Origin of the sequence: Sedimentisphaera salicampi (genome assembly GCF_002117005.1) — a bacterium.
Taxonomy (GTDB): domain Bacteria; phylum Planctomycetota; class Phycisphaerae; order Sedimentisphaerales; family Sedimentisphaeraceae; genus Sedimentisphaera; species Sedimentisphaera salicampi.
This window is the reverse complement of record NZ_CP021023.1, coordinates 1,046,691-1,060,029: the sequence shown is the minus strand read 5'-3', so window position 1 is coordinate 1,060,029 and position 13,339 is coordinate 1,046,691. Positions and strand designations below refer to the sequence as shown.

The following is a 13,339-nucleotide window of genomic DNA, read 5'->3' as shown; positions in this document are numbered from 1 at the left end:
GCTCGGACGGCTTTGCGCCGAGGTTATATTTCGAATTATAACGATAAGATATCAGCAGGATATATATATGGTTAAGCGAATATTTTCGTTAATGGTTGTAATGTTTGTCTCAGCGGCTGTTTTTGCAGCTCCGTATAATGGAGGCGTTTTCAAGGTTCGCCAGCCCGACGGCAGCGTAGTCAAGGTTAGAGGATACGGCGACGAATTCTACGGCCGGTTTGAGAGCCTTGACGGATACACCCTGACTAACGACGAAGATGGTATGCTGGTTTATGCGGATATCAGTCAGGACGGCACAGAGCTCAAACCTCTTGATGTCAGATACAATCCTAACGAACCTACAGATACCTCTCTTACGGAATTCCGGAACAGTACGGCCGCTGCGAACAATAACGGGGTTTTCCCTGAAAGTCTTGATATAAAATCAGACGTTATAAGGAAAATCCGTCTGAATCAGATTGATAAATACGAGGCCGACCAATATATGATCCCCGCTGAGCAGGGGCTTCAGAAAGAGTCAGTCCAGCAGCTGCCTTACGATCCTGAAACATTCGAGCCCAAATATTACAGGCCAGTTACAGGCGAAATAGAAGGGCTTACTATTGTTGTGGAATTCTCCGATATTACCGGTGATATACCAGTCTCAGCGGAAGAACTTGGCGAAGGCGAGCAGAGATGCGTTGAAAATTTCTGTAATATGGTCGGCTACGGCGCAGACGGGAATAACGGCTCTGTCAGAGATTATTATTACGGCGTTTCAAACGGAAAACTCACCTACACAAATCAGGTGGTAGGTTATTATACTGCTGAAAACGATTTTTCTTACTACAACAACGGGCCGGGCAGCGCCAGAGGGCTTATTAGAGAGGCTCTAAACGGCCTTTCAGACCAGATTGATGTTTCCACGCTTACAATAGACCCAACTACAGAAGAAGTTCAGGCTTTGAATATTATGTACGCCGGCAACAGACCCAACGAATGGGGAGCAGGGCTCTGGCCGCACAAGTGGAATTTGAGTGCTGGCGGAGGAGAAACTGTAACAATAGACGGCGCTACATTCGATGTTTACGAAATAACCGATATGGGCACGACAGAAGACCCTGCTATGGAAATTGGTACGTTCTGCCATGAGAACGGCCATATGCTTTGCGGTTATCCTGATCTGTATGATTACGGATATGAATCCAGCGGAATAGGCTCCTACGGGCTTATGGCCGGCGGTTCATACGGCGGTAACGGGGCCAATCCAATGGCAATTAACGGTTATTTCCGCTGGCTCAGCGGCTGGGAAATACCCCAGTACCTCACAAATAAAAGTGAGGGGCATCTGCATACAGCATTAGGCAGTGAGATGCAGGCCACAGAAGCCCCGGAAGAAGACTGGGAAACATTTGAAGATTATCAGGGCAATATCTTTGTATTTATGAACGAAGAAAATCTTGAAGAGTTCTTCGTTATTGAAAATATTATCAATTCCGGCAGAAAAGGCTCTGCTGCAGACAGCGGCCTTGCTGTATGGCATGTTGATGAAGGCAAGGGCGGATATGGTGCTAACGATCAGGAGCATATGACTCCGGATAAGCATTATCATGTTTCCCTTGAGCAGGCCGACGGAAGATTTGATCTCGAAAAGGGGATTGGTCAGGGTGATGGAACTGATTTATTCGGCGCTCCGCAATTCCCGAAATTTTTTGCTGAGCAGAATGTCCAGCCAAATTCAGTGTGGTGGAACGGCGAACCCTCAGGCTTGAGCCTTTATGAAATATCAGAGCCTGATGGAGAGGTTACTTTCTATGCTGAAATATCTCCTAAATATGCGAGGATAGTTCGCCCCAGCGGCGCAGACCCAACTGATATGGCCAATGAGGTTGAAAGATTTAAGACTATTCAGGAAGCATTTGAAGCTGCTCAAAGCGGAGATGATATCTATGTTGCAGACGGATTTGAATATTATGAATTCCTTGATACGGTAGGCAAGAGCCTCTCTGTATATGCTGAAGCAGCAGATCCAAACGACCCGAACGATGATGACTGGCAGGATTATATGGATGATTACGAGTCCGTACCTGTAGAGCCTACAAGCGTAGCTTTCAATATTGACTATATGGACTACGATCCTGATATGGTTGATGACCCTAATGAAATACCTTCTCTTACCGTTTCACAGGGTGAGCAGGTGAGATTTGAAGATTTTGGATTTAAAGGTCATCCTTATTCAGCGATTGAAGTTTCAGGTAATTCGCTGGTTTCATTTGAAAACTGTTCATTTGACAACCATGGAACTGGGGCACCTAAAGAGGTGCTGGATGATACAGGCCAGTTCACTTTAGATCCGGAAACAGGGGACCCTCTGTTAGCCCCCTCAATCGAATACAATGATTTTTCAGATAATTCAAATGCAATTGTCCTGAGAGATGGTAACGTAGAGCTTAGTGATTGCCAGTTCTCCGGCAACATCGGCAGGGGAGAAGGCGGTTCGTGCATTTACGGCGAAGGCCAGTCTTCTGTAATAGCAGAGAACACAGAATTTACAGGAAATACTTCCAAGACCGATGCAGGTGCAGTTTTCCTGAAAGACGGATATGTCGAATTATCTGCTTGCATGTTTGAAGAGAACGAAGCCAGATTCAACGGAGGAAGCATCTGCCTTGAGTCGGTAGATGATAACAGCATAATAAGAGATTCTGAGTTTGCATCAAACAGCGTAAATATCTACGGCGGTGCATTATACAGCTCAGACTGTTCGATTGAATTTATAAACAACCTCCTTTACGACTGCACCTCAAACTGGTACGGCGGAGCTGTATATTTCGATTCTCCCCATGCACAGAATTCTGTAATAAACTGTACATTTGATAATAACGACGGCCTCGTGGCAGGCGGAGCGATATACCTCACGGGCGCTGCTGAAGAGAGCCTCTTCTACAACAATATTTTCTCCAACACTCCGGGCTACGCAGTTTATGAAGCTGCTGCCGGCATTGATGTGAAGCTCAGGAACAATCTCTTCTTCAAAAACGGAGCTGATTACTGGGATGAAAACGTAGTGGGATATATTGGAGCCTCTCAGCTAAACTCTCCGGCTATGCGCGATTCAAAAGGGAATATGGATGATGATCCTATGTATGTTGAGGGCTATCTCGGAGAACACTACCTGAGCAATGAAGGCGCAGGGCAGATTCTCGATCAGTACAACAGGTTAGCCGCAGACTGGGGCAGCTCAGCTACAAGCCCTTGCGTGGATGCAGGCTACGGCGAACCATCAGACTACGATATTGGCAGTTTATCTACAAGAACGGACAATGCTGCTGATGGCAATAAAATGGTTGATATCGGATACCACTACACCGATCCGAATCAGGTTTATGACGGCGCTTTCAGGGTGTCTATCAATGTTTCGCCGGAAGAAGGCGGCGAGGCGGCTGGAAACTTTATCCAGTCTGATAATCCCTCAGGTCAGGAATACGTTTACGATTTCGACCCTGCCGATCCAAACAACTTCAACGTGAAGCCTTTCCAGCAGGTAGTCCTTGAAGTAACGGCAGACAGCGCATATATGTTCGAAAAATGGCTCGATGAAGACGGCGAGCAGATGACGGAAATCCTTGGAGACGGAGACCCGAATTCCGATTTCTATGCATTCTACGATGAAAACGGCCAGCCGATGTATGTTGATAACGAGGTTGGCGGTGAGCCCTACAAGATTGTTATGACTATCGATCAGCACAGGGATTTCTTCGCTGAACTGGTTAAGCAGAGAGTAGAGCTCACTGTTTACGTTAAGAGCGGAAACGGTACGGTCTATCAGGACGGCGAGCTTAAGCCGGTTAAAGAATACGCAAAAGGCGAAGTGGTAGATTTGAGAGCCGAGCCGGCCGAATCTGAGCATAAAGTTCAGTGGACAGGCACAGACAACGACGCCTCACTGAGCCTGACAAATCAGGTAACCGTGAGAGAACAGCAGCAGGTTGTGGAAGTAGAATTCTATCAGCCGAACGTCTGGACGGTTGGTATGCAGGCGGACAGCAGCTTCTCTGATTCACTCAGAAACATAATCACCAATCCGAGCTTTGAAGATGGTGATGTGGTTCAGGTTATGCCGGGCGAATATGCTTGGGATGATAACACATATCCCGATACGGGATGGAATATAAATATTGACAGGCCGGTGGTTATTGAAGGTGCTACGGGCAATCCGGATGATGTTTCAATTAGAGACGGACGCTGGGTTTTCTGGGATGTAGGCAGGAATACCATCATAAGAAATATGACCTTCGACCATACCGGTCAGACATACAGTACAGTAACAAACTACAATGGTAAAACGCCTGAGAACCCCTTCTTTAATGGTGATAACGGAACACCTGGGGGCGGGTCTATTATGAGATTCTGCTCTCTCTTTATCCCGGACTACGAATGGCAGTCTTACGGCAACAGCTACTACCCCGTATTAACCCAGGGACCGGAAGAAGGCAAATGGATTACTGCATCTCCGACTATAGAGAACTGCAATTTCATAAATGCAACTTTCGATGTCGCAAACGGCAGTAATGGCGCGTCTGATGATTCTAATTTCGGTGAAGGCGGCTGGCCCGGATATACGCTCGGCGGAGCCCTTACTATAAGCGATTTCTGCGAACCGAGATTCGTAAACTGCACCTTCGAGGGCTGTGAAATCCAAGGCGGACATGGCGGAAACGGCTCAGGTATTGCCGGATACGGCGGAATGTGGGATTCTCCAGAAAATCCAGCATTCGGTTATGATGACGATGATATTTATGGAGCAGGAAATGTAGGTTTCCCAAGATTTGTTCTGCCTTTCCATAAACGCGGCGTCTTTTATGAAACTTATCAGATTGCCGGGGATGATGGGATTGAAGAAATAGATGTTCTTGGCGGAGAGGATTACCCTGCACCGGTAGACGAACAATTTTTGACATATTCTTACTATAACTCATACGGCCATGCTATCTATGGAAACTTCTCTTCAATAGAGCCGAAAGCCAGCTATGGCGGACGAGGCGGCGCTGCATACATTGGTATCGGCGCAAGGCCTGAGTTTATATCCTGCGAGTTTATAGAAAATAATTCACAGAGCGGTTCAAGCGGCATTCGAGGCGGTACAGCGGCAAGCCCTGAACACCATTGGAGAGTCCCTTCATTCGGCGGAGCTGTATTCTGCGATGCAAGGAGTGAGCCGCTGTTTGAAAACTGCCTGTTCAGGGATAATATCGCAAACTACGAAATTCCAACCACTCACCCCGACGGCGGAGAAATCGAAGACGATAACAGCTATATGAGCTACGGCGGTGCTGTTTATGCAAACAGAAATTCTCTGCCTGTGTTCCGTAATTGCCGGTTTGAAGGCAATGAAGCGGTAGTCGGCGGTGCGATTTGCGTGGATAATATCGGCGTTATCAACAACGAAACCGATCAGATAGAAAATCTCATTGTCGAAGACTGCATATTTACAGGCAACATCTCATCTGTGGGCGGTGCTGTAACGAGTACCGGAGGGTCTCAAAGCAGATATGAATTCCTGTCTGAAGACCCGCTTTTCCCGGGTATCGGGCCTTTGGTTTATACCGACGATCAGGGTAATCAGTACGAGGTTTACAGATGGAATTTTGCTGTTGACCAGAATGAAGACCCGATCACAGGTGATCCTTGGGGGCCGAAACTCAATGAGACAGTGTCTCATTCTGCAGGTTTCAGTGCATTTATTCGAAACAATTTCACTGAAAATACTGCCAATCTGTTTATTACTGATATAAGAACCACTTATACTGATGACGAAGGGAATGTATTAGATCCGGTAGATATTGGAGAATACAGCAGGGCAGGTCTCGGCGGGGCCTTGGCATTGTTTACCAGCAAGAACCAGATTGTTGACTGCCAGCTCAGCGAGAATGTCAGCGGCGGCTTCGGCGGCGGTATGTATATCTCAGGCAAAACGCTAACTGATGTGTTAGAGACTACAGAATACAGATCAACATATCTGCGTAATGTGCTGATGAATAACAACTACTCCGCATTCGGCGGCGGCGGATTGTGCTCCAGCAAATACTCAGACCCGCAGCTTATAAACTGCACACTGGCTGATAATGTAGTTACAAGCTCAACCGGTAAGGGCGGCGGAATTCTTGCCACCAACGACAGCTACGTTTCAGCTATAAACAGCATTTTCCATGGCAACCTCAGCTCTAACGGCGCTCAGATTGCGGTTAATGAGGTGAATGAAGGAGAGCCTTCCACAGCGGATATAAGGTACAGCCTTATTGAAGAAGGCAACGTGGAGCAGGCTCCGATAGATATGGGAATTGAAGCTGTAAGGCCTGTTAGAAATCCTGCGGAATCTTCATACAGCATCTCTGATCAGGAAATCCTTCTCGAATCCGAGACTGACCTGTACGATTTCGATCCAGAAGAATACGGCAACGACTTCTCTTCCTCGCTGATAGAGATGGGCTTCACTGTAAACTTCTACGAGCAGACTACAAATAGCGTGTTCGTTAATGAAAACGGCTGCCTGTCTTTCTGGCAGGCTCTCTCTGAGATACAAAATTATCTTCTCAGCAGCGACTTGGGCACGCCGGTAATAGCGCCTTTCCATGCAGATGTTGATACCAGCAGAGGCAATACTGCCAAAGCTGCCCGCGGAACAGCACGCGTGATTACTGAAGACGGCTCCTACATCGACACTAAGGTGTTTGCAGTAACATGGAATGAAGTGGGGTATTATGAATCCCATCTGGATAAAGTGAACAAGTTCCAGGTTGTTTTAATAGACAGAAGCGACCGCGGCGAGAACGATTTCGATATCGAATTCAACTACGACCAGATCGAATGGGAGACCGGCGACGACCAGAACGGAACCGACGGACTCGGCGGAAATTCCGCAGTGGTAGGTTTCTCTGATGGAACCGGAACCCCGGGCAATTTCTACGAACTCAGCGGAAGCGGACAGCCAAGCTCCTTCCTCGATAACAGCACAACTGCTCTTATCGCACGTTCAAGAAACAGCAATGCAATGGGGCGTCTTGTATTCCGTGTTGAAGACGGCCAGCCGCATATCAAATACGGCAGCCCTGTTTACACCAACGGAAGCTCAAAGATAAACTACAACGCAGATTTCGACAGATGGGATCCGGCAGCGAATAATATCGTCGGCGACCCTGTCTGGGCGCAGGAAGGCGTGTATTATCTGAATAAGAAATCTATAGCAATAGACCCGAACAAGCCTGAGAGCCCCTGTTTCGATAAGGGTGCAGGCAATGCAAGGGATTATGATATCTACAGGCATACCACAACCACCGACAACGAGCTTGATACTGACCGCGTTGATATCGGCTACCACTATGTCCTTCCAACAACAGAAGGCCTTGAGGGCGATTTCAATTTCGACGGCGTGATAAGTCAGTTTGAGGCTGTAGAGTCTATGGCGGAATACTGGCTCGACGACTGCTACGCTCCATACTGGTGCCACGGACGCGACCTGAACGAAGACGGCATTGTGAACACTCTCGACAGAACGGCAATGGCAAACCTCAGCGAGGTGGACTCTGTGGCTCCGCAGCCTCTTTATGGGGAGAACGGAGATCTCGTAGAACAGGACTTTACTGAAGACCAGCCGCGCAGAATGACTTGGGAAACCAAGCCTATATCAAACGGCTCAGGCGTTGGCGAGATTCGTATGGTTGCAAGCCTTACGACAGACAACTGCATCGGCTCTGTAGAGTATCAGTTCCAGATGACATACCCAGAAACGAAGATTGCAAGGGACTGGGACACATCAAGAGAGTTCCTCGATACCGGCCTCAACGTAGGGGATGAATATTCATACCGCTGCAGGGCAAGAGATGCTCAGGGCAATGAAACCAAGTGGTCTCTCGCGGGCAGGACAGTTGCAGGCGACGATTCTACGCCTCCGATTACCGATCTGAATGCTGAAAATATCTATAAGTCTAAATGGGCTCTCTCAGAGACCGGTATGCTTCTCAGCCCGCACGTAGTGAACGTAGCAGGCGGTATGGCAGATATCAAGATGGTAGCTGTTGAAGCGACAGACGAAAACGGCGTTGAATACTACTTCGAATGCACAAGCGGCAACGGACACGACAGCGGCTGGATCGAAGAGCCTGAATACATCGATACTGACCTGCCGGTTGGTGAGCTCTATACTTACAGAGTACGCACAAGAGACCTCTCCAGAAACTTCAACCTCGGAGAATGGTCTGATGAGGCCTCTGCATTTGCAAGCATTGAAAACATAATTGATACCGAGCCGCCGGCTCCTCTGAGCTACATAATAGGCGCTGATATAGTTGAGGGCGAATACCTGATATGGGATGATTATGTATATCACACTATCACCGCTTTAACAGATTCGATTGATATATCTCAGCCTGTATGGTATCAGTTCATCTGCCTGACAAACAGCAGCTTGAGCAGTCCGAAGCTTATTCCGGGCGGTATCATAATGTTTGACAGCAGCGGTGAACGCCTCGACCCGCAGGAAAATGCAGATTTGATTGCAGAAGAAATCGAGAATATGAAAGGTGAAGCTGCGTTTGCAGACGAAGGCGACCAAGGCGGCACTGTTACTTGGACAGTCCCGATAGGGCCTACCGGAACTACGAGTCGCTGGAAAGTAATTTGCGGCGATGCTGAAGGCAATACCTACACTCTCGACGAACAGGAACAGATAGTGATTATCAGAAGCTTCGGCATAGAGCTCAACCTTGATGATGTTGAGAGGGATCAGCTGGTGATAAATCCAGACGACCAAGAAGATGACAATGCTGACGATACTGATAACACCGACAATACCGACAACACAGATGATACAACAGGCGGAACCGACGAAGGCGGAACTGGTCTGTAAAATACAGCGTTTTTAAAGGCCTCCTTCCAATGGGCGGGAGGCCTTTTTTATCATTATAATGGCTTTAGATTAAAAGAGAGTTGATTATGAGCGCCAATAATGTAGATAACAAAGTCGATGCCATTGAAACGGTAAACATATTAAATGGAGCAAGGAACTTTTTCTTTGTGCTGGCAATAGCGGGGCTGTTGTGCACCCTTGCGATAATGATTTTATCATTTATGGGGCGTATCAGCGGCTCGGCCGCAAACTACACCTTCAATTGCTCAAGCAAGCAGATGTCATGCGGAGCCGGGAGCTGCGCGCTTCCTGAAGAGAAAACCCCTGATCAGCCTCAGGAGAACAGCAAGGCATCCGATCAAAATAAGGACACCAAGGCAGAAGAAATGCCTGAAGATAAGAACATCAAAGACTCCGGCTCTCCCGAGAAAAAGGCTGCTGAAGATGAAGCCGATGCTCAGAAGAATGCGGAAGAAACAGCCGAAAAGCAGGCAGAAGACCTTTCCGGTGAAATAGATAAGGCAGCAGAAGAGATAGATTCTCAGGCAGCAGAGGCTGTTGAACAGCTCGATAAGCTTGAATCCGGCCAGACTACAGACAGTATTGAAGAAGAGGCCGTTGAGAAAGCGGCTGAAACAAGCGAGATGGAGATTGAAGGCAGTCTTCCTGAAGAGCTGAGCTCTGAGGATCAGATGAAGGGCGAGCAGGAAGCACCTAAGCCTGCTTGGCAGCTCGGTTTTAAGAAAGCGGAGGTTGTCCTAAATCTTTCTAACGGTGTTGTATTCTTCTCACTGATCTTTTTTGCGATGAGCTGTATGATGAGCACCTGTGTTTCTGTTTCTGCAAATCTTGGCGGAATGGCAAAGATTACCAGCTCGGTTCTTTTTGCAGGTGCGGCAGTCGTATTTTTCTTCCCTTGGCAGATTCCTTTCAGCGAGCTTTATATCGCAGGAGCTATGTACTTGCCCAGAGATATTGATATATTTGAAAAAATCTCCAGCCTAAACTGGATAGACGTAATAATTGGTTCGCTCAGATACGCCGGCCTCTGGCTGCTGGTTTTTGTTCTGACTATATTTGCTCAGATCAACGCTTGCAGTTGGAAGAAGCAGGTTTCCAAGCGGATGGGTCTAATCAGCGGCTGATAAATTATGCCAAAGCGTGTTGTTATTCTCGGTTCTACCGGGTCTATAGGAACCAGCGCACTGAATGTCATTGAAGCCTTAGGCGATGATTTTGAGGTACTTGCGCTGGCCGCAAATAAAAACAGCGATCTGCTGGAAACTCAGATACAAAAGTTTAAGCCGCTATATGCCGGTATTGTATCTGAAGAAGGTTACAGCTCTTTGAGTGATACTGCTAAACGCAGCACCAGCGTATCCAGCGGAAGCGAATGCCTTGAGCATTTTGCTTCACTGCCCGAAGCTGATATTGTGCTGGTGGCAGTGGTGGGGTTTGCTGGGCTCAACGCAGTTATGGCTGCTGCAAAAGCCGGCAAGAGGGTTGCTGTTGCAAACAAAGAGCCCCTCGCCGCAGCGGGCAGTATTGTAACAAAAACTGCAAAACAATATGGCGCTGAGCTCCTTCCTGTTGATTCAGAGCATTCTGCTCTCGCTCAGTGTTTGAGGAGCGGGAATCAGAAGGAAGTCTCTAAGCTGGTTTTAACCTCTTCAGGCGGCCCGTTTCACGAATACACCCTCCAGCAGATTGAGGCAGTAAAATATGAGCAGGCCCTCCAGCATCCACGCTGGAATATGGGACGAAAGATTACTGTGGATTCTGCAACTATGATGAACAAGGCGCTTGAGGTGCTTGAGGCACGGTGGCTTTTTGATATTCCCGCAGATAGGATAGATGTGCTGGTTCATCCGGAAGCACTTGTGCATTCGATGGTGGAGTTTGTCGATGGTTCGGTGATCGCACAGATTTCAGAACCCGATATGAAACTGCCCATACAATATGCACTTACTTATCCGGAAAGAGTAAGCGGGGCTTGCAAATCGGTAAATTTAGCGGATTATCAAACTCTTACTTTTAAATCACCGGATTGCGAACTTTTTCCCGCAATGAGATTATGTTATGATGTGTCCGCAGAAGGCGGGCTGAAGCCTGCCGTTTTTAATGCGGCAAACGAGGCAGCGGTTTCGCTGTTTTTAAATCGCAGGATCTCTTTTATTGAAATTATGGAATTTGTAGAAAAAGCAATTAACAACTGTCCTTCATCCGGCGAGGTTACAGCGGAAAATATTATCGCCGCTGACAGTGAAACCCGCAGGTATGTTTACAGTTTGAAGAAATAAAATATGGAAAAGAAAAAATCGAAAAAAGATTTAGTCGTATCATTAGTAATCTTTTTGGCATTAATTGGCTATTTCTTTATAGCAAATTGGGAAACAGCATCAAGCTGGGCGATTGCTCTGCTTGGTTTTGGTTTAATCATATTCATCCACGAGCTCGGCCATTTCCTTGTAGCACGCGCATGCGATATAGATTGCGAGGCCTTCAGCATAGGTATGTCTATCGGAACGCCTTACCTCTTCGGGGTTAAGAAGGCTGAAGGGGGGCTTCGTATCAGACTGCTCCCGAAAACATCAGGCGTAAGAGAGGATATAGAAGACGACTGCCTCTGGATTGTAAGGGTCCCCCTCGGATTCAAGGAAGACGGAGACACAGAATACTGCCTCGGTCCGCTGCCAATTGGCGGGTTTGTTAAGATGAAGGGCCAGGATGATTCAGGGCCAGTGGATTCAGAGAAAGACGATGACCCGCGTTCATTCGTTAATAAAAGCGTAGGAAAGAGAATGGCCGTTGTTTCAGCGGGCGTTATTTTCAATGTGATTGGTGCTTTCCTGCTCTTTGCAGGGCTGGCCAGATACGGTCTTGATAAAGTTCCCGCAGTGGTTGGGTATGTGGCAGAGGATTCGCCCGCTCAAGAGGCGGGCATTGAACCCGGAGATGAGATTGTCTCTATAAACGGCAGGAAGATGGAGGTTGGAGGAAGATCCAATCTCGATTACACCCACATTGTTCTTGCCGGCATACTTGGCGGAGAGGAAGAGCCGGTTGCGATGAAGCTCCGCAGGGGCGAGGATCAGCTGAGGCAGGTGGAGATTAAGCCGTCAAATGCTTCACGAACACAGATGTTCGGAATCTACAAGCCGAAGGTTCTTGAAGTGGCAGAATTTCAGGATGCAGAAGAATACTACCAGAGAGTAGGCCTGCAGCCCGGGGATGAAATATTTGCAATTGAAGGCGAGCATATAAGCAATTATCAGGATTACCGAGATAAGCTCAAAGAGATTTATAAGCCTCATATAACCTTTTCCGCCAAGCGTTTTGCTGAAAACGACGACCTGCTTGAGGCGGTATCTTCGCGGTTCAAGCTCTCATACCCAGTAACAACGGGGAATCTATACAACAGAACGGATAATCTGGCAAATGTTTATTCACTTGTTCCGCCTTTGAAAATCAACGGCGGGATAGGCGTTTTCGATCCGAGAATAGATGAACCAGAAAAGCTCTCTGACAGCAGATTTGTAAGGGGCGATGTGGTTCTTCAAGCCGGCAATGTAAAATTTCCCACTTTCAAACAGCTCAACGAAGTGGTATCTAAACACGAAAACAAGCCGCTTGAGCTTGTTGTGCTCAGGGAGTATGAAGGACCGAGGAAAGAGGTTACGGTAACGGTAACCCCTGAAGTGCGAGAGAAAGGCGGAGACCCAAAAATCGGAATCAATCCTGTGCTTGCGATGTCTATGCCGATAATCGCTGATACATCAAGCTCGGGAGAGAATTATCCTGCTGCAGAGCTTCCCAAGGCAGCGAGAATCCTTGAGGCAAACGGCGAGAATGTGAGCGACTATTTTGATATAATCAGTATTCTTCAAAATAAAGAGATTAAAAAGCTTTCTCTCAAGCTTGAGCTTGAAAGCGGAGAGAAACAAAGCTATTCCTTAGAGCTTAATGATGGCAAGAGATTCGAGCTTGTAAAAGAGCTTGCAGAGCCTGAGCCTTTTGATGATTTGCGGGTTGAGTATCGAGGCGAGAATATAATTCAGGCCTTCCAGCTCGGCACGTATTGGGTGGGTGATATGCTCGGCCAGAGCATCAGCACAATCAAAGGACTTTTTGAGAGAAAGATTGGAGCGGATATGCTCTCAGGCCCGATCGGGATAGCCCGCATAAGCCACAGGATCGTTGAGCAGCAGGATTTTGCCTTCTACCTGTACTTTATGGGTATGATAAGCTGCTTCCTTGCGGTTATGAATTTCCTCCCGATCCCCGTAGTTGACGGAGGCGTATTTCTGCTTCTCATTATAGAGAAGATTAAGGGCTCGCCCGTTAGCTACAATGTTCAGAAGGTGCTGATTTACATCGGACTTGCGCTTATTGCATTGTTATTTGCGGTGGTTATCTTCAACGATATTTCCAATATCATAAACGGCAGTTGAGGGT

The 13,339-nt window shown here is 47.5% G+C and carries 4 protein-coding genes; all 4 read left to right on the top strand.

Features of this window, described 5'->3' with window-relative positions:
- Window positions 1–67 precede the first annotated feature (67 nt).
- The 4 genes from STSP1_RS03920 (at window position 68) to STSP1_RS03905 (ending at window position 13,335) form a co-directional block, all read left to right on the top strand.
- Window positions 68–8,884, top strand: a complete 8,817-nt coding sequence (locus tag STSP1_RS03920) for a M6 family metalloprotease domain-containing protein (RefSeq protein WP_085755098.1) — start codon at window positions 68–70, stop codon at window positions 8,882–8,884.
- Between the two features lie 86 nt (window positions 8,885–8,970).
- Entirely contained in the window at window positions 8,971–10,029 is a 1,059-nt protein-coding gene (locus tag STSP1_RS03915; protein WP_085755097.1) for a cell envelope integrity TolA family protein, read from the top strand.
- A gap of 6 nt (window positions 10,030–10,035) precedes the next feature.
- On the top strand, window positions 10,036–11,184 hold the full coding sequence (locus STSP1_RS03910) for a 1-deoxy-D-xylulose-5-phosphate reductoisomerase (RefSeq protein WP_085755096.1): 1,149 nt from the start codon (window positions 10,036–10,038) through the stop codon (window positions 11,182–11,184).
- Between the two features lie 3 nt (window positions 11,185–11,187).
- Window positions 11,188–13,335: a site-2 protease family protein gene (locus STSP1_RS03905; protein ID WP_085755095.1), complete on the top strand. Its 2,148-nt coding sequence runs from the start codon at window positions 11,188–11,190 to the stop codon at window positions 13,333–13,335.
- The last annotated feature ends 4 nt before the right edge of the window (window positions 13,336–13,339 follow it).

Excerpts from the sequence above, each read along its gene's own strand:
- STSP1_RS03920 (WP_085755098.1), top strand. The coding sequence starts at position 68 with ATGGTTAAGCGAATATTTTCGTTAATGGTTGTAATGTTTGTCTCAGCG.
- STSP1_RS03915 (WP_085755097.1), top strand. The coding sequence starts at position 8,971 with ATGAGCGCCAATAATGTAGATAACAAAGTCGATGCCATTGAAACGGTA.
- STSP1_RS03910 (WP_085755096.1), top strand. The coding sequence starts at position 10,036 with ATGCCAAAGCGTGTTGTTATTCTCGGTTCTACCGGGTCTATAGGAACC.
- STSP1_RS03905 (WP_085755095.1), top strand. The coding sequence starts at position 11,188 with ATGGAAAAGAAAAAATCGAAAAAAGATTTAGTCGTATCATTAGTAATC.